This window comes from Ligilactobacillus sp. WC1T17, from assembly GCA_900110005.1.
GTDB lineage: Bacteria > Bacillota > Bacilli > Lactobacillales > Lactobacillaceae > Ligilactobacillus > Ligilactobacillus ruminis_A.
In genome coordinates this window covers 105,178-130,296 of the sequence record FOCC01000005.1, presented here as the reverse complement: position 1 = coordinate 130,296, position 25,119 = coordinate 105,178, and the positions used below count along the sequence as shown (strand labels likewise).

The window sequence follows — 25,119 nt, the reverse complement described above, 5'->3', positions numbered from 1 at the left end:
TAGAACTTCCTGTTTGAAGGGACTGGTTTAAAAGCCGGTCCTTTTTTTAGTGTAAGCACTTGCATTTTAGCGCTGAAAGAGCTATTATTGGTATAGACCAATAATGGATTTAAGAGAGGCGATTATGATGAAGATTATCCGCGTCAAAGATGAAATAGAAGGTGGCCAAGAAGCATTAGCCTTGTTTAAAGATCAGGTTAAACAAGGGGCGCACGTGTTTGGCTTAGCTACAGGCAGCACACCCAATACAACTTACCAAGCCTTATGTCAAAGTGATCTTGATTTTAGTGAAGCAATTTCCATTAACTTAGATGAATATGTTGGCTTAAGCCATAATGACCCACAAAGTTATTACAGTTACATGGTTGAACATTTATTTAAGCAAAAACCCTTTAAGCATTCCTATTTGCCTGATGGAACCAACGAAGATGCAGATGAAGAATGTCAACGGTATAGTCGGATAATTGCGCAAAATCCGGTTGATTTTCAATTGTTGGGAATTGGGCGTAACGGCCACATTGGCTTTAATGAACCAGGTTCTCCCTTTGATGGGACTACCCGTAAGATTAAATTAACGGAATCGACGCTTAATGCTAATGCCCGCTTTTTTGCCAACGAAGCTGATGTGCCGCGGTATGCTTATTCGATGGGGATTGGCGAAATTATGCAGGCTAAAACCATCTTATTGGAAGCATATGGCATGAATAAAGCTGATGCTATTCAAAAAACCATTGAAGGCCCCGTTACCCCTAATGTACCAGCAAGTATTCTGCAGAAACATCCGAATGTATACTTTATTTTAGATGAAGAAGCTGCCAGCAAATTAAGCAAATAAAAAAAGCTGAAACAATTGTTTCAGCTTTTTTTATTTATTCAACAGTAACACTCTTAGCGAGGTTGCGTGGCTTATCAACATCATAACCTCTTTGCTTGCTGGTGTAGTAAGCTAATAATTGTGCGGGCACAATTGAAACCAATGGTGTCAAAAGCGGATTAACATCCGGCAAGACGATTTGATCGCCTGGTTGAGCTAAGCTTTCGCTGGTAATAATGATGACATTAGCACCACGGGCAATAACTTCTTGGACGTTGCTTCTTGTATGAGCTGCTGTTTTAGGATCAGTGATGATGGCAATAACAGGTGTGCCTTCTTCAATCAAGGCAATCGTACCATGCTTCAGTTCACCAGAAGCAAAGCCTTCTGTTTGCACGTAGGAAACTTCTTTTAACTTAAGGGCTGCTTCAATAGCTGTATCGTAGTCAATGGCACGCCCAATGTAAAAGGCATTGCGGGTAGTATTTAAGTTTTGCTTAGCCAAAGCTTCAATATCATGCTTTTCATCAACCATGGTCTGCATAGCATTAGCGACGGTGGTTAAATCAGCCTTGATATCAAATTGTGCTGCTTCTTTGATACCTTTGATTTCACCCAAGCGTTTAGCTAAGACAGCTTCGACAGCGATTTGAGCAGTATAAGCTTTAGTTGAAGCAACCGCAATTTCAGGGCCGGCATGCAAGAGTAAAGTATAATCAGCTTCACGTGACAAGGTTGAGTTAGCTACATTTGTAATAGTCAAGCTAGGGTAGTTTAATTCGTTTACCTGTACTAATACTTGACGGCTATCGGCTGTTTCGCCACTTTGTGATAAGAAGATGAAGAATGGCTTTTCAGACAGCAGCGGCATATTGTAGCCAAATTCAGATGCAACATGGACTTCAGTTGGAATATGAGCCAATTTTTCAAAAAGTTCATGTCCGACCAAACCGGCATGATAGCTGGTACCGGCAGCAACGATATAAAGGCGGTCGCTTTGATTCATTGCTTTGAGAAGAGCATCATCAATGTTGATGGAGCCATCTTCATTGAGGTAGGCTGAAGCTATTTTACGCATAACGGCTGGTTGTTCGTCGATTTCTTTTAACATGTAGTGTTCATAAGCGCCTTTTTCAGAAGCACTGGCATCTTGATCAACATGGAAAGGCTTGCGGTCTACATGGTTGCCGTCTTTATCTTCAATATCGATGGAAGAAGCGGTTAAAACAACGACATCGCCATCAGTTAATTCGATAAAGTCATGTGTTTCTTTTAACATAGCCATGGCATCAGAGCAGACACCATTAAAATCAGGCCCTACCGCAATCAAAAGCGGACTTTTGCTCTTAGCGGCATAAAGGGTGCCTGGTTCATTTTTATCCATTAATAAGAAGGCGTAAGAAGAAGAAGCGTCAATAACGCTCAAAGTCTTTTTGAAAGCTTCTTTAGTGGTCAAACCTTCATTGGAAAAATGTTCGACTAATTGCACGACAACTTCGGTATCAGTTTCACTGACAAACTTAACATCAGCTAAGTACTTGTCCTTCAGTTCTTTAAAGTTGCCAATGACACCATTGTGTACCAAGAAGAAACGGCCATTTTCAGAATAGTGAGGGTGGGCGTTATTTTCGCTTGGTACACCGTGAGTAGCCCAGCGGGTATGACCGATACCGGTATTACCCTTGATATCAGGCGTTAATTTATCTTTGAGGTCAGCAATGCGACCCTTAACTTTAACGAGGTTGGCTTGACCTTGACTATCAGTAACAAAAATACCAGCAGAGTCATAGCCGCGATATTCCAATTTTTCAAGGCCGTTGATTAAAACGGCCACAGCGTTATCATTTTTACCTGTGATTCCGACAATTCCACACATAATAATGTTCCGTCCTTTTATTTTTAACTTGTTTAATTTTGTAATTTAATAATTGGTATAGCCCAAAAATAAAGGCTTAATTCCAATCAACATGTTAAATATAACCCTATTTTATTAAATAGTCAACAAAAAATGCAAATTGGTATAGGTATATACCAATTTGCATTTAGACTAAAAAAAAAGGCTCCTGAAAAGAACCTGTTTTATGTGTTAATCTTTTGATGTTTTCATAAAAATATGTTGTACATAAACCAAGGAGAAGTTAGGAACATTAAGTTTCACATCCAAAGCTGAAGTCAACACAGCAATCACAAAATAACCGATGGCCCATTTAGTCATATTACTTACCACAAACATAACAAACAAAGCCCAAAAAAGTAAAGTTAAGACGTTTAACCAAATTTTAGCAAATTTCATCTTAAAATCCCCCATAATTTTATTACAGTTATTTTAGCATAAATTAGACCAAAATACGAAGAAAAAAACACTAAAATGCGAAAAAAATTGATATAGTCTCTTTTGAAACGGATACATGCATAAATGTGCTTAAAATCGGTGTTCATAAAGTTCATAATTTCAAACGGTTTCAAACAAAGGCAAAGGTCTCTTTAGTGTTACTTTTTTAATTTAATTAAAAAATCCTAGGTTTTTAACCTAGGATTTTTGGTAATTATTTAGTCGGTTGCGCTTCTTTTTGCAAGTTTTTCTTAGCTGTTGCCAGCATTAAACGAATCCGGTTAAGCTGGTTGACAAATGATAAGCTTGGGTCGTAATCGACCATAGCGATATTAGCCATTGGGTATTGAGACCGCAATTCTTTAGCAACCCCTTTACCAACGACGTGGTTTGGCAAACAACCGAATGGCTGCATACATACGATGTTGTTAACCCCATTTTGCAAGCATTCAACCATTTCACCAGTCAAGAACCAGCCTTCACCGGTTTGGTTACCAAGGTTTAAGATTTCCTTAGCGCCCTCAGCAATTTGCTCGATGGCTTCAATACCGTCGAAGCGATCAGAAGCTTTCAAAGCTTCGTTCATTGGCTTTTCACATTGACGGATTAATTTAATAGCCATTTCAGCCAGCCATTTATTCTTAGCAGAGCCGCCCAAATAATCGTGCTTATAAACCTGGTTGTACAAGGAGTAGTTCATAAAGCCGACGATATCAGGACATACGACTTCAGCTCCTTCAGATTCTAAGACTTTGACGATATTGTTGTTGGCAATTGGTGAATATTTAACTAAGATTTCACCGACAATAGCAACTTTAGGCTTCTTGATATCCAATAATTCAATCTGATCGAAGTCTTGGACGATTTGCTTGACGTTCTTCTTAAATTCATGGAAATGACCATTCTTAACATTTGGCTGGATACGTTTTAACCATTCATCATGCAAAGCATCGACTGAGCCTTCGACAGCTTCGTAAGGACGGGTCCGGTAAACTAAACGTTCGAATAAGTCGCCGTATAAGAAGGCTAAAGCAACCCGTTTAGCCATAGGCAGGGTGAATTTGAAGCCCGGTGTCTTTTCAGTCCCTTGAGCATTCAAGGAGATAGAGATAACAGGTACTTGTGGGAAACCAGCATCCTTTAAGGCTTTTCTGATTAAAGGAATGTAGTTTGTAGCCCGGCAGCCGCCACCGGTTTGACTCATCATGACAGAAGTATTATTGACGTCATATTTACCTGACTTCAAAGCTTCAATCATTTGACCAATGGTGATGATGGCAGGGTAGCAGGCATCGTTATTGACATACTTAATCCCTTCATCGACTGAGTGTTGGCGTTCAACCGGCAAATTGACAACATTGTAGCCGGAAGCTTGTAAGGCCACATCGACCAAGTTTGATTGGTGGATTGGTGAAAGCATTGGCATCAGCAGGGTGTGCTTTTGCTTCATTTCCTTGGTAAATTGCTTTGGCTTTTCCAAATCAAACTGTTTTTCAGGCAAAATCTTGCGTTCGTGGCGTTCCATAACTGCAGCCTTCAAGGAGCGGATGCGGATGCGGATGGCCCCGATATTGGTGCCTTCGTCAATTTTAAGCACTGTATATAAACGGTTGAAGCGGGACAAAATTTCTTCTACTTGGTCAGTTGTAATGGCATCGATCCCACAGCCAAATGAGTTTAATTGGACAAATTCCAATTCTGGAATTTTGGCCGCTACTCTGGCAGCTGCAAACAAACGGGAGTGGTAAGTCCATTGGTTAACAACGCGCAAGCCTTCGACGTTGCCCATGTGCGAGATGCTGTCTTCAGTTAAGACGTTGAAACCTTCGGCACAGATGATTTGGGAGATACCACGGTTGATTTGTGGATCCAAGTGGTAAGGACGACCGGCTAAAACGACCCCGTGTTGACCGGTTTGACGCATCATCATTAAAGTATCTTCCCCGCGGTTTTGAATCCAGCGCTTGAAGTTATCCATTTCTTTAAAACCGGCTTGAAGAGCTTGTTCGACTTCTTTTTTGCTGACACCGAAATCTTTGAAGGTTTGATAGAGGTTTTCAGCGGTAGAGTCAAAGTCGGCCAAATTGAGGTAAGGGTTGCGGTAATCGACTTTGCCTTCACGAATTTCATCGACGTTCATCCGAATGACATCAGGGTAGGATTGAACGATTGGGCAGTTAAAGTGGTTATTGGCAGCCTTAGCTTCTTGCCGTTCGAAGACCACGCATGGATAGAAGATAGTCTTAAATCCTTTGTTAATCAGCCATTGGATATGACCGTGCACCATCTTAGCCGGGTAGCAGACGGTATCAGACGGGATTGTTTCAATCCCGGACTTGAACATTTCTTCATCGGAACGTGTCGAAATTTCGGCCCTAATCTTTAATTCTTTAAAGAAAGTAGCCCACAACGGGTAGTTTTCATACATATTAAGGACACGCGGAATACCGATAGTCCCTCTTTCAGCGAGCTTTTTACGCAAAGGACGGTATGAGAAGAGCTTGTGGTACTTTTCTTTAACCAGGTTAACCCGTTGGTCTTTAGGAGCTAATTTAATCCGCAGACCTTTTTCACACCGGTTGCCGGTAATGAAAGTCCGGCCATCGTTAAAGTGGGTGATAGTCAATAAACAGTTGTTTTCGCAGCGTCCACAGTGTTCAAAAGTCTTTTCACAGGTTAAGCCCTGCATTTCAGCGGTAGTCATCAAGGTGGACTTGTCGCCGGCTTTGGCATGTTCTTGGGCAATCAAGGCAGCCCCGTAAGCCCCCATCAAACCAGCAATATTAGGCCGGATGACTTCTTGACCGCTAAGTTGTTCGAAGGCTCTTAAGACGGCTTCGTTATAGAAAGTCCCGCCTTGGCACACGATATGCTTGCCTAAATCTTCAGCGGAGTGAGCTTTGATAACTTTAAAAAGGGCATTTTTAATGACAGACATGGACAGTCCGGCGGAAATGTCGCCTACCGAAGCGCCTTCTTTTTGTGCTTGCTTAACACGTGATTGCATAAAGACGGTACATCTTGAACCCAGATCAGCAGGATGCTGGGTCAACAGGGCAGCTTTGGCGAAATCTTTAACGTTATATTGCAAAGATTGGGCAAAAGTTTCAATGAAGGAACCACAGCCGGAAGAACAAGCTTCATTTAACTGGATGGTGGACAAAGCGCCTTTTTTAACGTGCATAGCTTTCATATCCTGGCCACCAATATCTAAGATAAAGTCGACATCTGGTTGGAAGTAGTGGGCTGCTTTGTAGTGGGCCACAGTTTCAACTTCACCCAGGTCAGCTTTTAAGGCTGATTTGATTAAATGTTCACCGTAACCAGTGGTGCAGGCTTTGGCAATCGTAACATTTTCAGGGATGTGTTGGTACATTTCAGTCAAGATGTCGATGGTCTTTTGTAAAGGATCACCATCGTTGTTGCCGTACCAAGTGTATAAGATTTTTTTGTCTTCACTCATTAAGACAATTTTGGTAGTAGTTGAACCGGCATCAATCCCCAAGTAAGCTTGGCCACGGTAGGTTTCAAGTGGTCTGAAATCAACCTTAGCTTTGGCGTGGCGGTCGCGGAATTCTTTTAATTCAGCTTCATTATTGAACAGTGGCGGCAAAGAACGGGTTGGTTTCAAGGATTGGCCGTGTTCTATGAGGTCCAGCAGGTTTTCAATAGTAGTTGGTTCTTCTTCCTCAGCGTAGAAGGCAGCTCCTTTAGCCACGAATAATTGTGGATCTTGCGGGAAGATGATATTTTCAGGCTTGAGGTTTAAAGTTTCAATGAAACGTTGCCGCAATTCGCTCATGAAGTAAAGCGGACCGCCTAAAAAGGCCACGTTGCCCTTGATTTTATGGCCGGAAGCAAGTCCGGCAATGGTTTGGTTAACAACCGCCTGGAAGATGGAAGCTGCCAAGTCTTCTTGACGGGCACCATCATTAATTAAAGGCTGGACGTCTGTTTTAGCAAACACCCCACAACGTGAAGCAATTGGATAGATGTGGGTGTAGCCTTTAGCCAGTTCATTTAAGCCATTGGCGTCTGTTTTAAGCAGGCTGGCCATTTGGTCGATGAAGGCCCCAGTCCCCCCAGCACAAGAGCCGTTCATCTTTTGTTCTAAAGAAGCGCCAAAGAATGTAATCTTAGCATCTTCACCCCCAAGTTCGATGGCAACATCGGTTTGAGGACAGATAATTTCAACTGTCTTAGTGCAGGCAATAACTTCTTGAATGAATTTCAAATGTAAAATATCAGCTAAGCCCATACCGCCAGAACCAGTGATGGTAAAGGCAATTGGTGTATCTTTGCCGACGGCTTCGGCTGCTTCGCGTAAAACTTTGCCGCTGGCTTTTTTTACATCAGAAAAGTGCCGTTGATATGTTTGATAAAGCGGATGATTGTTTTCATCCATAATAACAACTTTAACAGTGGTTGAACCAACGTCAATCCCACCGCGCAAAGGTTTTGTTTGCATAATAATTCTCCTTTTCTTTAAATACCGAAAAAGTCATTTGTTGATTATCCAACAAATGTTGATTATTGTAACTATACCTATTTTATAACGTTTTTAATTCAATTCAAGGGGTAAAAAGTTTAATACTGTTTGTTAAACAACAAATGTTGTATAATTGTTGACAAATAGGAAAGAATTTTTTATGAAATTAGGTAGCGAACTATGAAAGAATTTAAAAAAGAAGATTTAAGGGTCATTAGAACTAAGAAGTTAATTTTTGAAGCTTTTATTGAATTAATTCAAGAAAAAGGCTTTGCAGCGATGACGGTCCAAGATATTGCTGACCGTGCCATGATTAACCGGTCGACTTTTTATAGCCATTTCCAAGATAAGCAGGCAGTTTTAGACCAGGTTTTTTCCTACGCTTTGACACCGCTTTTTGAAAGCATCAGTTCCGATATTTTAGAAGACGGGGTGATTTTACGCAAGAAAAAAGTGGTGAAAGTGTTAACTAGAATCTTTAAGCAAATTCAAAAAAAACGCAATTTTTATGCAGTTGCTTTAGAAGGACAGGGAAATTTTAAGATTGCCGACAGTTTGCGGCAATTTTTAAGCAACCATTTTGCCGATGTTTTTAATAAAATGCATGTTAAAGATGGACAAGATGATATTCCCATGGATTATATCGTTTTATACCTGGTGACAACCTTTATGAGTTCAGTTCGTTGGTGGCTTGACCATGATTGTGAATTTTCGGCTGAAAAAATGGCTAGTTTGTTGATGAAAATTATTTCTAGTGCTGGTTTGCAGGTTTGCGATATTGAAGTTAGATAAAATTAGAAAAAGTATATAAAAATTAATAAATAAAAAAAGCTTATTTGAGCAAGGTGATGTAACCTTTTATGTCGATTTGACCAGGCGAAAACTTGATTAAATAAGCTTTTTTGCATCTGTATTGGATTTAAAAAAAGAAATATAAAAATTTTATTGCAGCTTACTTAGCTTTTTAATGAGCCCTAAAGATAATATTTTTTATAAAAAACATAAAAAATTAGTTGATTTTTTAAAAAAGACGGCTATAATTAAAATGTATTTTAATGATTATCTAATAAACAGGGGGCTGCGTATTGAAGAATGATCCATTGTTAACGATTAAAGATGTCGATACAGCTTTTAAAGTTGACGGCACATACTACAACGCAATCACAGATGTTTCTTTGGACCTCTATCCAGACGAAATTTTAGCCATTGTTGGCGAATCAGGCTGTGGCAAGAGTACCTTGGCTACTAGCGTTATTGGTTTGCACAACCCGAATGCTACCAAAGTTAGTGGCAGCATCGTTTATCATCAGCGTCAAAAACAGGCTGACGGCACAGAGAAAATCGTTGATCGTGAGCTGGTCGGCATGTCTGCTGATGATATGGATAAACTTAGAGGAAATGACATGGGGATGATTTTTCAAGATCCTTTGGCTGCCTTGAATCCTTTGATGCGGGTAGGAGATCAAATCAAGGAAAATCTTGATTTCCATACTAATATGAGTGATGAAGAAAAGCAGGCCCGGGTACTAGAGCTGTTAGACCAAGTCGGAATTCCCAACCCGCCGCGGGTGGCTCGCCAATATCCACATGAATTATCCGGCGGGATGCGTCAAAGAATTATTATCGCGATTGCGGTGGCCTGCAAACCGGATTTGATTATCGCTGATGAACCTACAACCGCGCTTGATGTAACGATTCAAGCTCAGATTTTGGATCTTTTGAAGGATATTCAAAAAGAAAAACATGCTGGCGTTATTTTGATTACGCATGACTTGGGAGTTGTAGCTGAAACGGCCGACCGGGTAGCAGTTATGTACGCTGGACAAATTGTTGAAGTCGGCACAGCGCTCCAAATCTTCACCAATCCAAAGCATCCTTATACCCGTTCATTGTTGCGGTCAATGCCACAAGCTGACAGTGAAGATGATGAACTTTATGTCATTGAAGGAATGGTTCCTTCATTGAAGAAGATGCCGCAAAAGGGTTGTCGGTTTGCACCACGGGTTCCATGGGTAGATGCCAGTGAACATGAAGAAGATCCGAAGATGCATGAAGTTGAAGCAGGACATCTTGTTCGATGCACTTGCTATCAAAACTTTGAATTTCCAGATGAAGGGTAGGCGGATTTTATGAGTGAAGGAAAGGATTTAATTACAATTAAAGATCTCTGCGTTCATTATCCAATCCGCTCAGGCTTTTTCAATCGGATTACTGATTATGTTTATGCAGTTGATGGTGTTAATTTTGCGATTAAAGAAGGTCAAAGTTACGGTGTTATTGGTGAATCCGGGTCAGGTAAGTCAACGATTGGCAAGACCATTGTGGGTTTGGAAAAAGCCACCAAGGGTCAAATTATCTATCAAGGCTATGATGTAACCAAAAAGAGCAACCGTAAAAAGCACCATTATAACAAGGATGTCCAAATGATTTTTCAAGATTCGCTTTCCAGTCTTAATCCTCGAAAGAAAATCTTAGATATCATTGCTGAACCAATCCGCAACTTTGAAGACTTGTCTGAAGAGCAAGTTAAAGATAAGGTCAAAGAACTGTTGGCGATTGTTGGTTTGGAAGAAGATGCAATGTATAAATTTCCACACCAATTTTCCGGTGGTCAAAGACAAAGAATCGGGGTTGCCAGAGCGGTGGCTTCCCATCCTAAGTTAATTATTGCCGATGAACCTGTTTCAGCTTTGGATTTGTCAGTGCAGGCCCAAGTGTTGAATTATATGAAGAAGATTCAAAAAGAAATGGGTATCAGCTACATGTTCATTTCGCACGATTTAGGGGTTGTTTACCACATGTGCGATAACTTGGCGATTATGCACCGCGGACGTTTTGTTGAAATTGGTTCGCGTGATGATATTTATAACCATCCGCAACATATTTACACCAAGCGTTTGTTGGCAGCAATTCCGCGAGTGGATGTGACTAAAAGGGCTGAACATACAGCTTACCGGAAGCAAGTTGAAGAAGAATTTACTGAAAACCAGGATAAATGGTATCAAAAAGATGGTAAAGTATATGACTTGCGCCAAATTTCTGAAACACACTGGGTAGCACTTCCAGATGAAGGGGGCCAAGATTAGTTATGTGGAAAACCATTTTAAGACGTGTTTTAATTATGATTCCTGAAATTATCATCTTAAGCATTTTGATTTTCATCATGGCTAAGTTGATGCCAGGGGATCCTTTTACCGGATCAATTACACCGCAAACCTCAGCTTCACAGATTCACCAATTAAAAGTTGAAGCTGGTTTGTATGATCCTTGGCCTGAACAATATGTTCGTTGGGTAAAAAATATTTTCCATGGTGATTTGGGGATTTCTTACCAATACAAAACATCAGTGGCGGGCTTAATTGCCTCACGGGCTGCTAATACTTTGTGGCTGTCATTGATTACGGTGGTACTTAGCTATGTGATTGCCATTCCTTTGGGAATTATTGCCGGTCGTTTTGAAAATAGTCGGGCTGATCGTGGTATTCAGTTGTACAACTACATCTCTTATGCTATTCCGCCATTTGTCTTCTACTTGTTAGGCGTTTGGTTGTTTGGCTACACCTTGGGTTGGGTACCGACTTCCGGTTCTGTTTCCGTTGGTGTTTCTGGGACAGGTGCATTTATTTTAAGCCGAATTCATCACATGATTTTGCCGGCCGTTTTGATGGCTTTATTGTCGACAACCAGTACCGTGCAATATCTGCGAAGTGAAATTATCGATTCCAAGACCCAAGATTACGTTAAGACTGCAAGGGCCAAAGGTGTTCCTGAAAAGACAGTCTTTAACCGCCATATCTTGCGCAATTCGCTTTTGCCGATTGCTGCTTTTGCTGGTTATTCGATTACCGGTCTTTTGGGTGGATCAGTTTTCGTTGAAACGGTCTTCTCTTATCCGGGGATGGGCCAATTGTTTATCAATTCAATTACCAACCGTGACTATTCAGTCATCACTGTTTTAGTTTTACTCTTTGGTTTGTTGAACTTGATCGGGACTTTGCTGTCAGACATTATTTTAAGTATCGTTGACCCACGTGTCAGAATTGAGTAAAGGAGGAGCTTATATTGGGTAAGAAAAAGCAAGAAAAAGCTTATAGCGGCCAAGAAGCAGTGGCTAATATGCAGGCGAAAAATGAAGCTCCTTCAGGTTTGAGAGTTTTAGCGCGTGAATTTGCGATGGACAAAGGCGCTTTAGGGGCCTTGATTATCTTAGTTGTTTTGATTTTAGGTATTTTCATTGGCTCGTTATTCCTAAATACCGACAAAGTAATGACCGTTGATATCTTTAAACAGTATAATCGCCCAGGTGTTGATGGCATGTGGCTTGGTGCTGATGAAGGTGGACGCGATGTTTTCCAAATGCTCATTTTGGGTGCTAGAAATTCATTAATCATCGGTATTTCAGTTACTATTTTGATGGAAGTGCTGGGAATTGTTTTTGGCCTGGTTGCCGGGTATTACGGTGGCCGTGTTGATAACGTCATGATGCGCTTTTTGGACTTTATGTTAGTTATTCCAACCTTGATGATTATCATTGTTTTGGTAACAGTGATTCCACACTACAATATGTGGACTTTTATCTTGATTATGGCTGCCTTCTATTGGGTTGGGACCGCCCGTTTGATTCGGTCCAAAGCCTTGTCAGAAGCCAAAAAAGATTACATCAGCGCTTCGAAAACATCAGGTACCAGTGATTTTATGATTATGGTACGTGAACTTTTGCCTAACCTCAGTTCAATTATCATTGTTGATGCTACTTTAAGTTTAGCAAGCAACATTGGGATTGAAGTTTCACTTACTTTCTTAGGTTTTGGTTTACCAAACGATGTGCCAAGTTTGGGGACACTCGTTGGTTATGCCAATGATCCATCCGTTTTAACTGAAAAGCCTTGGGTTTGGCTGCCGGCTGCGTTACTTATTTTAGTAATTTGTGTTGGTATCAGTTATGTCGGTAATGTTTTGCGCCGGGCGGCCGATGCGCGCCAGCGTTTAGGTTAATTTTTGTTCTATAACTTTTGGGTAATATCAATAATACCAATTTTTAAACTCTAGGGGGTTCTATTATGAAAACAAAGAAGGTTTTAGCAGGTACAGTTGCTGTTTTGTCTTTATCAGCACTTGCACTTACAGGCTGCAGTAATAGTAAGAGCAGCAGTTCATCATCATCGTCAAAAACAACTAAGGCTACTTTGCCAGTTGCTTACAAGAATACCGCAACCGCTAAAAAAGGCGGCACCCTTAAAGTTGGGGTTGTTAGTGATTCAGCTTTCAAAGGTATCTTTGCCTCTGAACTTTCTGATGATGCCATTGATTCTGAAGTTGGTCAATTTGCACAACAATCCTTGTTCAAATATGATGACAACTATAAATTTGTTAAAGGCGGCGCTGCTGACATCTCCTTTGATGATAGCGCTAAGACAGCTACTATTAAGATCAACAAGAAGGTTAAGTGGTCAAATGGGTTGCCACTTACTGCCAAAGACGTTGAATATGCTTACGAAATCATTGCCAACCCTGCTTCAAAGAGTAACCGTTACACCGATTCTTTGAAGAACATCAAGGGTATGGAAGAATATCATGCAGGCAAGTCTGATACGATCTCAGGTATCACTATGCCGGACAAGTATACAGTTGTGCTTCACTTTAAGCAAATGACACCTGGTATGCAAACATCAGGTTCAGGTTATATTTGGGAAAATGCTGAACCATATGAATATTTGAAAGATGTTCCATTCTCTAAGCTGCAATCAAGCGACAAAGTTCGTAAGAATCCTGTAACTTATGGTCCATATAAATTCTCTAAACTGGTTCAAGGTGAATCAGCTGAATTTGTTCCTAACACATACTACTGGGGCAAGAAGCCATCCTTATCTAAGATTACGATTGAAACGGTCTCAACTTCAACCGCTGGGGCTGCTTTGAAGTCCAAGAAGTATGACATCATGCTTGATGAACCAGCATCTGTTTATGGTCAAAACAAGAAGCCAAAGGGCTACACGATGGTTGGTAAAGCCGAACTTGCTTACAGTTACATGGGCTTTAAAGTTGGTAAGTACGATTCTAAGACCGGCAAGAACGTTGAAGATAAGAATGCTAAGATGAACAACAAGTCCTTGCGTCAAGCTATGGCTTATGCTTTGAACGTTGAACAAGTTTCCAACAAGTTCGGCTACGGCTTGCGGACACGTGCAACCTCCCTTATCCCTGCAGCCTTCAAAGAATACAAGAATACTGCTCTTAAAGGCTTCCCACAAAATATCAAGAAGGCTAACTCCTTACTTGATAAGGCAGGTTACAAGAAGGGTAAAGACGGTTACCGTAAGACTCCATCCGGCAAGAAGTTGGTTGTCCATTTAGCAGCTATGTCAGGTTCTGCTAACCAAGAAGCTATCATGAAGAACTACATCCAATGCTGGAAGAAGATTGGTATCAAGGCTCAATTGACTAATGGTCGTTTGCTTGACTTCAACAACTTCTACGATAAAGTTGAAAATGATACGAAAGATATCGATGTCTTCTTTGGTGCATGGTCACTTTCATCTGAACCATCTCCGGCAGATCTTTACAGTGAAGGTGCTCCATACAACTTTACTCGTTTTGTTTCCAAGAAGAACAACCAATATCTCAAGAACATTGACTCTCAAAAGGCTGTTACAAACCACAAGTGGCGTGTAAAGCAATTCAAAGAATGGCAAGCATACATGAACAATCAAGCTTATGTAGTGCCAATTCAAGACTACTATGATGCTTATCCAGTTAAGAACTCTGTCAAGGGCTTCACTTTGCAAACATCTAAGGGTTACACTCTTTGGGAAAATGTTTCTTTGACTAAATAAGCAAAATAAAAAGGCTCCTTAATGGGGCCTTTTTATTTTGGCTAAAAATAGCCAAAAGTTTTTAAAATAGTATATAATATTTTTGTGTTGCCTTTTTAAGGTTAATTTTAAGTGGAGAACATAAGAATGAAAAACAAATTACTATCAGGAACTTTTTGGATGATGTTTGGCAGCATCTTTTCCCGTGTTTTAGGGATTATCTACTTGATTCCCTGGTTATTGATGATGGGAAGCCCATCCCACCAAAATGCAGCTCAGGCCATTTTTAATACGGCCTACACCCCATATGCCCTCTTTTTATCGCTGGGTGTGGCAGGTTTTCCCACGGCGATAGCGCGGCAGGTGGCTGAATACAATGGGCAAAATAAGTTTAAAAACAGTCTGCGGGTTTTTAAATACGGCCTTTTATTTATGATTGGCACAGGGCTGGTTTGCGGCTTTTTGCTCTATCTTTTTGCCCCTATGATTGCGGCGCAAAGTGCGGTTGTGTCAACTAAGGTAGCAACAACCGCTATCCGGGTGATGGTGCCGACTTTGATTATTATTCCACCGATGAGTTTGATTCGTGGTTTTTATCAAGGTAATTCTGATATGCATCCTTTTGGGGTTTCCCAGTTGTGGGAGCAGTTTGCGCGAGTGATTTTTATTTTGTTGGCAACGTTTATGATTATGAATGTCTTTCACCAAGGCTATGTGAAGGCTGTCAATTATAGTACTTTTGCCACTTTCATCGGTGCGATTGCTTGTTATTTATACTTGTTCAGTTATACGCTGAAAAAAATGCCCTATTTTAGAACACTTTATCAAGAAAGTCTGCCTGCCGACAATTTAAAGGTGGCGCCGATTTTTATTAATATCGTCAAAGAAGCTTTGCCTTTTATCTTTGTAGGGTCAGCTGTTACCATCTTCCAATTTATCGACCAATTGACTTTTAAAAGTATCATGGTTGATTTAACCGGGATGGCTGAATTGACGGCGCAAAACTTGTATACCTATTTTTCAGCCAACCCTAATAAAATTACGACGGTGGTTATTTCTTTGACCATTGCCGTGTCGGAATCATCACTGCCGCTTTTGGCCACTTTGGCTAAGAAAAATGATCAGCGGCAAATCGGCGCGACGATTGCACAAAATATCGAGTTAATGCTGGTAGCTTTGTTACCAAGTGCCGGTATATTAGCTATTTTAGCTTGGGAAGTCAATGGGATTTTCTTTCCTTTTGATCAAACAGCGGCTCATTTGATGGCTTTTGCTTTGGTTTGCAGTGTTTTTATGGCCACCTTTACGGATTTCTTTACAGTCATCCAATCTTTAGGCAACCACCACTATGTGGTACATCAATTGATTTTAGGTATCATTTTAAAATTGGCCTTGCAAGTGCCTTTGACATACTTATTCGGTGCTTATGGGACCATTTTAGCGACGACTTTGACTTTTGCCAGCATGACGGTCATTTCATACGGCTATCTCAAACGGCATTATTTAAGCCGGATTAAAATGCGTAATGTGTGGAAAATTCTAGTTATCAATGCTTTAGTTTTAGGACCGGCTTGGCTGGTTAACACGGCAATTAAGCTGGTCTTTATCCCGCAAAGCAAAATTTCAGCCTTCATCTATGCAGCGCTGTTGGGCGGAAGTTTCATGTTACTATACCTGTTTTTGCTTAATAAGAGTGGTTTATTGAAAGCTATTTTTGGTTTTAATGTGAAGATTCCCGTACAAAAGCCAGCTCATGGCAAACATTTTGAATAAGAGTTAACAAAAAAGTCCAAGCCTGGTAAGGGGGTTGGACTTTTTTTAAAGCTGTTATTTTATTTTGAATGGTCTAGCTTTTTGAGTTAGCGGCTTTCAGTAGTAAAAGCCATATTTTTCAAGCAGTAGCAAGTTATGATTATAATGATGTTGATGCTACTTTGGGGAATTGGGGAAGAAACTCAACCAAGAATTGGAAAAAGCAGGGGCTTTTGAGCATTTGGATGATACCAGCAAGAATCAGGCTGAAAACTTGCTTAACGAAATTTCTCACACTTTAGATGATGTGGTTATGAATACCAGCAATCTTAATCCCTAATACGCTGTCGCATGCAAACGCACGTCTGGCTTATTTTTCAGCGATTAAAGCAGGTAAAGAAATTGAGCAGACCTTTATTTCAAAAGACAATCAAGCAAAATTTGACCAAGTTTTTGAGCAATATAGTCAGTATCTTAATGTGGCCACAACTTTTTATCATGATGGCAGCCAAGTACTCGCTGTGGGAAAAAAGGACTATGATTTGCATTGAGCATTTTATTCACCTGATTTGCAGCAAAGAATGCAGGTGGCAAGTCAAGTTAAGCTGAAAGATAATCAGTCTGAAGCAGCGCAAGGCAGTTATCAAGCCAATCTAACTGCTTTTTTGGAAAAATGGGCTAAAGCTGCTGGCAGTGATAGTATTGAGCAGCTGTTTAAACAATTGAAGACGCTGCCAAAGGATTATTATGGGCAAACCGATGATATTTCGTTTTTGTAACAGCAAACGCACCGCAGTTTCCTGGATGAAATTGCAGACTACCGGAAAGATTTAAGCCGGTTAAAACAACAAACGGAAATTACCGCTTAAAAAAAAGCACAGCTATTAGCTGTGCTTTTTTAGCTTATTTTAAAGGCTGCCAGTGCCAGTTTTCAACTTCAGGCAGGTCACGGCCTTCGTCACGAATGAATTGCTTGTGTTTAGCAATGATGCTGTCCATTTGAGCGGCAATTTGCCCATATTTATCGTAATCTGGCAGATGCAAGACAATATCTTTGACCAGGTCAAAGCGGTCCATTTGATTTAAGACCCGCATGTCAAATGGAGTGGTAATATCACCATTTTCGCGGTAGCCATGAATCATGACGTTATGATTGTGACGGTCAAAGAAGAGGTCACGGATTAAGCCTTCATAGCCGTGGAAGGCAAATAAGATTGGCTTATCTTTGGTGAAGTAGGCATCGAATTCAGCGTCGCTTAAGCCGCGAGGATTAAGTTTTGGTGACCGAAGTTTCAAGATGTCTAAGACATTGATAAAGCGAATCTTCAAATCAGGCAATAAGTCATGCAAGATAGAGATAGCGGCTAAAGATTCAAGGTTTGGTTCAGTTCCGCAAGCCGCGATGACCACGTCAGGTTCGCTTTGATAATCGGTCGAAGCCCAATCAATAATCTTTAAGCCCTTATCGACTAATTCTTTAGCTTCACTAGCTGTGTAGAATTGGGGACGCGGATGCTTAGAAGATACAATCAAGTTGATTTTTTCACGGTCATTTAAGACTTTATCGAAGACAGCTAACAGGGAGTTGGCGTCAGCCGGCAAGTATTCGCGAATAAATTCAGGCTTTTTATCAGCTAAATGGCCTAAGATACCAGGATCTTGGTGGGTGTAGCCGTTATGGTCTTGTTGGAAGACAGTTGAAGTTGAAACAATATTCAGTGAAGGGATTTCACTGCGCCAAGGTTGTTCTTTGGCCTTTCTGAGCCACTTAAAGTGTTGGGTCAGCATTGAATCAACAACTCTTAAGAAGGCTTCATAAGAAGCAAAGAAGCCATGGCGACCTGTTAAAACATAACCTTCAAGGAAGCCTTCATCTTGGTGTTCAGATAACTGGGAATCAATGATGCGGCCTGAATGTGCCAAAAATTCATCATTTGGTTCTTTAATGGCTTGCATCCATTGACGTTTTGAGCTTTCAAAAATTGGTGCTAACCGGTTGGACATGGTTTCATCAGGTCCAAAAATGCGGAAGTTATGGTTCTTTTCATTTTGAGCCATGACGGCTTGCAAGTATTTGCCTAAAACGGTCATGTCTTGGGCTTCGACTTTGCCGTGTTCCGTGTTATCCAGGGCAAAATCTCTAAAGTCAGGCAAGATTAAATCTTTAATTAAGCTGCCGGGGTTAGTATGCGGATTAGCTGCCATACGTTTGGAGCCTTGAGGCAGGATAGCAGCAATATCAGCCTTTAATTTGCCATCTTGGTCGAATAATTCTTCAGGACGGTAGCTCTTTAACCAAGCTGTTAATTGGTCGGCATGTTCCATATGGTCTTGGTCTACGGGGATAGGAATTTGGTGGGCTCTAAATGAGCCTTCAATTGGCTTATTGTCCCACATCTTAGGACCGGTCCAGCCTTTAGGAGCCCGGAAGATAATCATTGGCCATGTTGGCAGCGAATCATCGTTATTTTGACGGGCAGTGGTTTGAATAGCTTTGATTTCTTCAATAGCTTGATCCATAGCTTGAGCCATTTGAGGATGCAGCAATTGGGGATTGTTGCCTTCAACTAGGATTGGATGCCAGCCTAAGCCTTCAAAATACTTCAGCAGTGTTTCATTTGGTTCCCTAGATAAAATGGTTGGGTTGGAAATCTTGAAGCCGTTTAAATCAAGAATTGGCAAGATAGCACCATCGTGAATCGGGTTGATGAATTTGTTTGATTGCCAAGAAGTCGCTAAAGGACCGGTTTCAGCTTCGCCATCACCAACGACGACGGCAGCGATTAAATCAGGATTATCCAAGATAGCACCTGTGGCGTGGGAAATAGAATAGCCTAATTCACCGCCTTCATGAATGGAACCCGGGGTTTCTGGTGCAGCGTGGGAAGCAACCCCGCCTGGGAAGGAGAAGCGTTTGAAGAGTTTCTTCATGCCGGCTTCATCTTGGCTGATTTCAGGGTAGATTTCCGAATAACTGCCGTCAAGATAAGAGTTGGAGACCATAACTTGACCACCGTGACCAGGTCCTTCAATGTAAAACATGTTTAAATCATACTTGTTAATGACCCGGTTTAAATGAGCGTAGATAAAGTTTTGACCGGCAATTGTGCCCCAGTGGCCGATGGGCTTAGCTTTAAGGTCGGAAGCTTTAAGGTCTCTTCTTAATAAGGGATTGTCTTTTAAATAAAGTTGACCTACCGAGATGTAATCGGCTGCCCGCCAGTAGGCATCAAGTTTTTGGAAATATTCTTTGGATGAATAATCTGTTGCCATAATAAAGCTCCTTTACGGTTGATTTGATATCTTTATTCTATCATTTTTTTATTTGGAGTCAATTAATAAAACAATTGGAACGTACCAATTCAAAAAGCTGGCCTAAAAAAACGCCTTAAAGGGCGCTTAATGATTGACTGTGACAAAAGTATTAAATTTCATATAGCGGTAATGGAACCGCATGCTGGAAAATTCAAACGGCGTGCCATTATCTAAAAAGAAGATGCCTTCCATCACCCCGACCGGTTCGGTACTAGATAAACCCAGCAACTCTTGGTCTTTTTTGGTTGAAGGTTCTGCAAAAATAGACATGAATGATTTCGTGACGGCTTGACCTTTTTGGGTTTGCATGTAGTTGAACAAAGAGCCTTCGATGATTTTTTGCGATAGTTCAGGCGCTAATTTAATTGGAATAAAGCCGGTTTCAATCATAAAGGGCTGGTCATCAAAGAGACGCAAGCGGACGATTTGGTAAACAAAATCATCGGGGCTTAAAAAGAGGTCCCTTTGTAATTCAGGGGTGGCTTTTTTGACCGTAAAATCCAAGACCCTGACTGCCGGTTTGTGGCCGTTCATGTTAAAATTATCGGTCACGCCTAAATTACTGCCGGCTTCGTAGTTGAAAACCGACTCATTTTTGAGATACAGCGGGTTAATAAAGGTGCCGGAACCGCGTTTTTTGAAGATGATGCCGTCGTGTGCCATCTTGCTTAAAGCTCTTTTAATAGATGAGCGGCTGACTTGATAACTTTGGGCCAAAGTTCGTTCATCAGGCAGTTTCATCTGCAAAAATTCACCGGCAAAGATTCTTTTTTTGAGGTCAGTGATAATTTCTTTATAAACGGGCGCCATCAAATGCCTCCTTTTTTAAAGTGTCTGTTTTCATTTAAGCACAACCGGCAAAGCAAGGCAAGCAAAGACTGATTGCTATTTGAAGCAATTTTAATTAAAATAAAAGGGAAACTGTTGTTTTAAAATAGCAAAAAATAAATATTTTTAGTAAATTTTAGTTACATTTATCCTTTTATGTAGTAAAATATAATTGAAAATATCAGATACTTTGGAGGAAAAAAGATGGCAGTATTAGTATTAGGCGGTGCCGGATACATTGGATCCCATACCGTTGATCGTTTAGTTGAACAAGGCCAAGATGTTGTTGTCGTTGACAGTTTAGTTACTGGCCACCGGCAAGCCGTTAGAAAAGAAGCTAAGTTTTATCAAGGCGATTTGTCCGATCAAGACTTTATGCGCAAAGTCTTCAAGGAAAACCCAGATGTTGATGCAGTAATTCACTTTGCAGCCTTTTCTTTGGTGGCTGAATCGATGAAGAATCCGTTGAAATATTTTGATAACAACACAGCCGGCATGGTTAAATTACTGGAAGTAATGCGCGAATTTGACGTGAAGTATATTGTCTTCTCATCAACGGCAGCTACTTATGGGATTCCTGAAACAATGCCTATCAAAGAAACTGATCCGCAAAACCCAATCAATCCTTACGGCGAAAGCAAGCTGATGATGGAAAAAATCATGCGCTGGGCTGATGAAGCCTACGGGATGAAGTTTGTAGCTTTGCGCTACTTCAACGTTGCCGGGGCTAAGCCAGACGGCTCTATCGGTGAAGATCACCATCCTGAAACCCACTTATTGCCAATCGTTTTGCAAGTGGCTCAAGGCCAACGCGAAAAATTGCAAATCTTTGGTAATGACTATAATACGCCAGATGGCACTAATGTCCGTGACTATGTTCACCCATTTGATTTAGCGGATGCACATATTTTAGCTGTTGACTACTTGCGTCAAGGCCATGAATCAAATGCCTTCAACCTTGGGTCTTCAACCGGCTTCTCCAACCTTGAAATCGTCAAGGCTGCCCGCGATGTTACAGGCAAGGAAATCCCAGCTGAAATGGCACCAAGACGTGGCGGCGATCCTGACTCTTTGATTGCCTGCTCTGATAAAGCTCGGGAAATCTTAGGCTGGAAACCACAATTTGATGATATTCATAAAATTATCGAAACAGCGTGGGCATGGCATTCATCTCATCCAAATGGATATAATGATCGTTAAGCTAAGCACACACTTAGCATAATTTAAGTCCTGCAATGTTGCAGGACTTTTTTAATTTAAAAATTTTAATTTATTTACTGCAAGCGCTTTTATTTTGCAACCGGATGCGTTAAAATAAAAGAGTAATCATAAAGGATAGTGGAGGAACAATCATGGAAATCGTAAAAAAAGTACTTGATAAATATGATGGGCATACAGTTACTAAAATTACTTTGAAAAATGACAATGGTGTTGAAATTTCCTGCTTAACGATGGGTGCTTTGTGGCAAGAATTTCTGGTGCCAGCAGGAGAAGGTAAGAAAAATCTTTTGCTGAGCTTCGATAATACTAAAGAATACTACAGTAATGCGCAAAATGTCTGCAAGTCAATCGGACGTGTGGCTGGCCGGATAGCTAATGCACATTACCAGCTGGACGGTAAACAGTTTAGTCTGCCAGCTAACGAAAATGGAAACACCTTGCATGGAGGCGACCATGGCTTTTCATCTTGGAACTGGAACTATTCAACATCGCAAAATAAAAATAGTGTCAGCGCCATTTTCCAAAAGAACATTACCCAAGAAATGGACGGCTTCCCTGGTAACATTATTGCAACCATCATTTACACTTTGACCAATAACAACAAAGTAACGATTGCTTACAGTGCTTTAGGCGATAATGAAGACAGTCTCTTTAATCCAACAATGCACGTTTATTTCAATCCAAGCGATCATAGCGATTTAAGTACTTTATCGTTGAAGATTAACAGTGAAGGCTACTTAGACTTGGATGATAAAAATATTCCAACCGGCCGCGTGTGCGACGTCACTGATACACCGTGCGATTTTCGTGATTTTACCAATCTTGCAAAGGCCGATCAGGCAAATCACGGCTTTGATACAGCTTTTGTGGTTAATGAACCGGGCCAAGGCACTAAACCGGTAGCGATTTTACGCGATGAAGAAAGCGGACGGGAAATTACAATTGATTCAGATCGTAATGGTTTGGTAATGTACACGATGCCGGGTATTGATGCGCCGATCCACTTTACTAGAGATCATGGCAAAGAAGCTCATCCTGGCGAAGGGGTTGCTTTGGAAGCGCAAATGCTGCCGGATGCTATCAACCAAGAAAACTTCGGTGATATTGTTTTACCTAAATATGGCAAGAAGACTTACCGCATTCAATATTCATACAATAAAATCAAATAAATTTTAGCTAAAAGGGGCGGTTAAAGATTTTAACCGCCCCTTTTTGGGTGTAAAATGAAAATATTAAATGTAAGGAGAAAATTATGAGTTTATGGGATAAATTTTTGCAAAATACGCGGTTAAGGCGGTTTGTGGTCTTATTAGGTATTATTGGAGTACTTTATTTGGCTAAAAGTATTATCAGTGTTATATTGCTGACTTTTATCTTTACTTTTTTGGTGACCAGGCTGATTAATTTTGTCCACAAGTATGTAAAAATTCCTTCGAAAGTCATTGTAGTGACAGTTTATTTAGCCATTATCGGGCTGTTGTATTTAGCTGTAACGATTTATCTGCCCAAGTTAGTGGTGCAGTCGGAATCAATGGTGACATCGGTTTTGAATTTCTACCAGCATCCATCCAAAGATGCCAATGAAGTGATGGAATTAATCAGTAAATATCTCGGCCAATTAGATATTGCCAAACAGGTAAAAAGCGGCTTTTCCTTAATCCTCCAGTATGTTTCCAGCATTGGCTCGATGGGGATGACCTTATTTATATCGCTGCTTTTGAGCTTTTTCTTCACTATTGAAGAAAAGCAGATGTTTGACTTTTCCAAGAGCTTTTTAAAAGGGCCTTTTGCTTGGATTTTCAGCGATATTTATTATTTTGCCAAGATTTTTGTAAATACTTTTGGGGTAGTCATGGAAGCTCAATTTATGATTGCCATTGCCAACACTTTAATTACCACCGTTTGTCTGGCCTTTTTAAAGATGCCGCAGCTCTTTAGTTTAGGCTTGATGATTTTTGTTTTAAGCTTGATTCCGGTAGCAGGGGTGATTATCTCGGCGGTTCCTTTATGCTTTATCGGCTATACTGTAGGTGGGCTCAACTATATTTTCTATATTGTGCTGATTTTGCTTGTGGTACACACTTTGGAATCATATGTTTTGAACCCTAAATTAATGTCTAGCCGGACCGAACTTCCTATTTTTTACACTTTTGTTGTATTATTTATTGCAGAAAAACTATTTGGTATATGGGGACTAATTGTCGGAATCCCAGTCTTCACCTTTATGCTGGATGTTTTAGGGGTAAAACCGGTGCATACCAAAAAAGTTGACTTTAAAAAGCTAAGAAAGCAGGATTAACATGGATAAATATACTTTTCTTCAAGAATATAACGTTGACCGTCATCACACGGATGCGATTAAATGGGATGGAATGGAAGCTGAATTTGGTCAAAGCGACCTAATTCCTCTGTGGATTGCCGATACCGAATTTGCACTTCCAAAAGCAGCTAAAAAAGCTCTTTTAAACCGCATTGAACACGGTGCTTTTGGCTATTCGCTAACACCAAAAAGCTATTATGACGCTTATTTTAAATGGCAAAAAGACCGGTATCAAATCGAACTGCATCAAGACTGGATGCGGTTTGGAACTGGTGTAGTGCAATCCATCGTGAACATGCTGCAGGTCTTAACCGAACCAGACGACAGTGTGATGATTATGCAGCCGGTTTATTATCCTTTTGCCAATGTGATTAAAAATAACCGGCGGCAGTTGGTAGTGACAGCTTTAAAAAATGACCACGAAAACTACACGATTGATTTGGATGATATGGCGCAAAAGATGGAATCAAAAGCGGTTAAGGTCTTAATTTTATGCAGTCCGCATAATCCAGTGGGCCGAGTTTGGTCTGAAAGTGAGCTGGAAGCAGTTTTTGCTTTATGCCAAGAAAAGCACGTCCGCGTGATTTGTGACGAAATCCATCATGATTTAATTGTGGGCCAAAGACCTTTTGTATCGGCTTTATCCATCAAAGACGGCTTATACCGGGATAATTTAGTTGTTTTAGATTCACCATCAAAAACCTTCAATATGTCTAGCCTATTGGTAAGTCATGTAATTATTCCTAATCCGCAAATTAGACGCAAATATGACCAATTTGTTTTACGGCAAGCTTTGCCCCAAGGAAGTTTGCTGGGCAAGGTGGCAGCTGAGGCAGCCTACCATTACGGGCAAGAATGGTTGGACGGCTTGCTTGAAGTTGTTAAAGCTAATGAACAATATGTAAGAGAGCATTTGCTTGAAGCTTATCCTGAAATTGAAATTGCGCCTTTAGAAGGAACTTATTTGCTATGGGTTAACCTAAAGAAAGTGGTCCCTGAAGCCAAATTAAAGCAGGTTGTGCAGCAAAAAGCGCATTTGGCCGTTGACTTTGGTGCTTGGTTTGGAAATGGCGGTGCGGGACATATTCGGCTTAATTTGGCGACTGAACCGCGCTATGTAAAAGAAGCTATTTCAGCGTTAATTTGTGCAATTGATGAAAATCACAGTAATTTTTAGCTAAAAGCTACCAATTTTTGGTGTTTCAGTGTAAAATATGTTTGTATCATAATTCTAAG

The 25,119-nt window shown here is 40.6% G+C and carries 19 protein-coding genes; 14 read left to right on the top strand and 5 right to left on the bottom strand.

Annotation, left to right across the window (positions count from 1 at the left end; translation table 11 throughout):
• Nucleotides 1-127 precede the first annotated feature (127 nt).
• On the top strand, nucleotides 128-835 hold the full coding sequence (locus BMX26_RS04605; protein ID WP_075530287.1) for a glucosamine-6-phosphate deaminase: 708 nt from the start codon (nucleotides 128-130) through the stop codon (nucleotides 833-835).
• A 34-nt stretch (nucleotides 836-869) separates the two neighbouring features.
• Here BMX26_RS04605 and glmS read toward each other — a convergent pair whose 3' ends face one another.
• From glmS to BMX26_RS04590, 3 genes are all read right to left on the bottom strand, one after another.
• A complete protein-coding gene (glmS, locus tag BMX26_RS04600; RefSeq protein WP_075530286.1) occupies nucleotides 870-2,690 on the bottom strand; it encodes a glutamine--fructose-6-phosphate transaminase (isomerizing) in 1,821 nt (606 codons plus the stop codon).
• Nucleotides 2,691-2,900: 210 nt separating this feature from the next.
• Nucleotides 2,901-3,107: a hypothetical protein gene (locus BMX26_RS04595; RefSeq protein WP_075530285.1), complete on the bottom strand. Its 207-nt coding sequence runs from the start codon at nucleotides 3,105-3,107 to the stop codon at nucleotides 2,901-2,903.
• Between the two features lie 253 nt (nucleotides 3,108-3,360).
• Nucleotides 3,361-7,614: a 2-hydroxyacyl-CoA dehydratase gene (locus tag BMX26_RS04590; protein WP_075530284.1), complete on the bottom strand. Its 4,254-nt coding sequence runs from the start codon at nucleotides 7,612-7,614 to the stop codon at nucleotides 3,361-3,363.
• 201 nt (nucleotides 7,615-7,815) lie between these two features.
• Between BMX26_RS04590 and BMX26_RS04585 the strand changes: the two genes are divergently transcribed.
• The 9 genes from BMX26_RS04585 to BMX26_RS04550 all read left to right on the top strand — a co-directional run bounded on the left by BMX26_RS04585 (nucleotide 7,816) and on the right by BMX26_RS04550 (nucleotide 16,978).
• Nucleotides 7,816-8,427, top strand: a complete 612-nt coding sequence (locus tag BMX26_RS04585; protein WP_075530283.1) for a TetR/AcrR family transcriptional regulator — start codon at nucleotides 7,816-7,818, stop codon at nucleotides 8,425-8,427.
• Between the two features lie 293 nt (nucleotides 8,428-8,720).
• On the top strand, nucleotides 8,721-9,755 hold the full coding sequence (locus tag BMX26_RS04580) for an ABC transporter ATP-binding protein (protein ID WP_075530282.1): 1,035 nt from the start codon (nucleotides 8,721-8,723) through the stop codon (nucleotides 9,753-9,755).
• 9 nt (nucleotides 9,756-9,764) lie between these two features.
• A complete protein-coding gene (locus BMX26_RS04575; protein WP_075530281.1) occupies nucleotides 9,765-10,721 on the top strand; it encodes an ATP-binding cassette domain-containing protein in 957 nt (318 codons plus the stop codon).
• 2 nt (nucleotides 10,722-10,723) lie between these two features.
• A complete protein-coding gene (opp4B, locus tag BMX26_RS04570; protein ID WP_075530280.1) occupies nucleotides 10,724-11,683 on the top strand; it encodes an oligopeptide ABC transporter permease in 960 nt (319 codons plus the stop codon).
• 68 nt (nucleotides 11,684-11,751) lie between these two features.
• A complete protein-coding gene (locus BMX26_RS04565) occupies nucleotides 11,752-12,630 on the top strand; it encodes an ABC transporter permease (protein ID WP_075530308.1) in 879 nt (292 codons plus the stop codon).
• A gap of 65 nt (nucleotides 12,631-12,695) precedes the next feature.
• Nucleotides 12,696-14,468, top strand: coding sequence for an oligopeptide ABC transporter substrate-binding protein (locus BMX26_RS04560; RefSeq protein ID WP_075530279.1), 1,773 nt, complete (start codon nucleotides 12,696-12,698; stop codon nucleotides 14,466-14,468).
• Between the two features lie 126 nt (nucleotides 14,469-14,594).
• Nucleotides 14,595-16,220: a putative polysaccharide biosynthesis protein gene (locus BMX26_RS04555; protein WP_075530278.1), complete on the top strand. Its 1,626-nt coding sequence runs from the start codon at nucleotides 14,595-14,597 to the stop codon at nucleotides 16,218-16,220.
• 169 nt (nucleotides 16,221-16,389) lie between these two features.
• The gene (locus tag BMX26_RS09600) at nucleotides 16,390-16,539 is read left to right on the top strand and encodes a hypothetical protein (protein ID WP_180366054.1); all 150 of its coding nucleotides are present in this window, start codon (nucleotides 16,390-16,392) and stop codon (nucleotides 16,537-16,539) included.
• 247 nt (nucleotides 16,540-16,786) lie between these two features.
• Entirely contained in the window at nucleotides 16,787-16,978 is a 192-nt protein-coding gene (locus BMX26_RS04550) for a hypothetical protein (RefSeq protein ID WP_143454859.1), read from the top strand.
• A 124-nt stretch (nucleotides 16,979-17,102) separates the two neighbouring features.
• Here the strand turns inward: BMX26_RS04550 and BMX26_RS04545 are convergent, their stop codons facing one another.
• Together BMX26_RS04545 and BMX26_RS04540 are read right to left on the bottom strand one after the other, a co-directional pair.
• The gene (locus tag BMX26_RS04545; protein ID WP_075530276.1) at nucleotides 17,103-19,472 is read right to left on the bottom strand and encodes a phosphoketolase; all 2,370 of its coding nucleotides are present in this window, start codon (nucleotides 19,470-19,472) and stop codon (nucleotides 17,103-17,105) included.
• Nucleotides 19,473-19,598: 126 nt separating this feature from the next.
• Nucleotides 19,599-20,324, bottom strand: coding sequence for a GntR family transcriptional regulator (locus BMX26_RS04540; RefSeq protein WP_075530275.1), 726 nt, complete (start codon nucleotides 20,322-20,324; stop codon nucleotides 19,599-19,601).
• A 222-nt stretch (nucleotides 20,325-20,546) separates the two neighbouring features.
• Here BMX26_RS04540 and galE point away from each other — a divergent pair, with 222 nt between their 5' ends.
• The 4 genes from galE (at nucleotide 20,547) to BMX26_RS04520 (ending at nucleotide 25,060) form a co-directional block, all read left to right on the top strand.
• The gene (gene galE, locus BMX26_RS04535; RefSeq protein ID WP_075530274.1) at nucleotides 20,547-21,542 is read left to right on the top strand and encodes a UDP-glucose 4-epimerase GalE; all 996 of its coding nucleotides are present in this window, start codon (nucleotides 20,547-20,549) and stop codon (nucleotides 21,540-21,542) included.
• Nucleotides 21,543-21,694: 152 nt separating this feature from the next.
• Entirely contained in the window at nucleotides 21,695-22,732 is a 1,038-nt protein-coding gene (locus BMX26_RS04530; RefSeq protein WP_075530273.1) for an aldose epimerase family protein, read from the top strand.
• Nucleotides 22,733-22,815: 83 nt separating this feature from the next.
• Nucleotides 22,816-23,862 (top strand): AI-2E family transporter, encoded by a 1,047-nt coding sequence (locus tag BMX26_RS04525; protein WP_075530272.1) that lies wholly within the window; start codon nucleotides 22,816-22,818, stop codon nucleotides 23,860-23,862.
• Nucleotide 23,863: 1 nt separating this feature from the next.
• Nucleotides 23,864-25,060, top strand: a complete 1,197-nt coding sequence (locus tag BMX26_RS04520) for a MalY/PatB family protein (protein ID WP_075530271.1) — start codon at nucleotides 23,864-23,866, stop codon at nucleotides 25,058-25,060.
• The last annotated feature ends 59 nt before the right edge of the window (nucleotides 25,061-25,119 follow it).

Bases quoted from the DNA above. Each gene is read 5' to 3' on its own strand.
- BMX26_RS04565 (WP_075530308.1), top strand. From the start codon at position 11,752: ATGCAGGCGAAAAATGAAGCTCCTTCAGGTTTGAGAGTTTTAGCGCGT.
- galE (WP_075530274.1), top strand. From the start codon at position 20,547: ATGGCAGTATTAGTATTAGGCGGTGCCGGATACATTGGATCCCATACC.
- BMX26_RS04590 (WP_075530284.1), bottom strand. From the start codon at position 7,614: ATGCAAACAAAACCTTTGCGCGGTGGGATTGACGTTGGTTCAACCACT.
- BMX26_RS04525 (WP_075530272.1), top strand. From the start codon at position 22,816: ATGAGTTTATGGGATAAATTTTTGCAAAATACGCGGTTAAGGCGGTTT.
- BMX26_RS04595 (WP_075530285.1), bottom strand. From the start codon at position 3,107: ATGAAATTTGCTAAAATTTGGTTAAACGTCTTAACTTTACTTTTTTGG.
- BMX26_RS04520 (WP_075530271.1), top strand. From the start codon at position 23,864: ATGGATAAATATACTTTTCTTCAAGAATATAACGTTGACCGTCATCAC.
- BMX26_RS04575 (WP_075530281.1), top strand. From the start codon at position 9,765: ATGAGTGAAGGAAAGGATTTAATTACAATTAAAGATCTCTGCGTTCAT.
- BMX26_RS04605 (WP_075530287.1), top strand. From the start codon at position 128: ATGAAGATTATCCGCGTCAAAGATGAAATAGAAGGTGGCCAAGAAGCA.
- BMX26_RS04555 (WP_075530278.1), top strand. From the start codon at position 14,595: ATGAAAAACAAATTACTATCAGGAACTTTTTGGATGATGTTTGGCAGC.
- glmS (WP_075530286.1), bottom strand. From the start codon at position 2,690: ATGTGTGGAATTGTCGGAATCACAGGTAAAAATGATAACGCTGTGGCC.
- BMX26_RS04540 (WP_075530275.1), bottom strand. From the start codon at position 20,324: ATGGCGCCCGTTTATAAAGAAATTATCACTGACCTCAAAAAAAGAATC.
- BMX26_RS04545 (WP_075530276.1), bottom strand. From the start codon at position 19,472: ATGGCAACAGATTATTCATCCAAAGAATATTTCCAAAAACTTGATGCC.
- BMX26_RS04585 (WP_075530283.1), top strand. From the start codon at position 7,816: ATGAAAGAATTTAAAAAAGAAGATTTAAGGGTCATTAGAACTAAGAAG.
- BMX26_RS04530 (WP_075530273.1), top strand. From the start codon at position 21,695: ATGGAAATCGTAAAAAAAGTACTTGATAAATATGATGGGCATACAGTT.
- opp4B (WP_075530280.1), top strand. From the start codon at position 10,724: ATGTGGAAAACCATTTTAAGACGTGTTTTAATTATGATTCCTGAAATT.
- BMX26_RS04560 (WP_075530279.1), top strand. From the start codon at position 12,696: ATGAAAACAAAGAAGGTTTTAGCAGGTACAGTTGCTGTTTTGTCTTTA.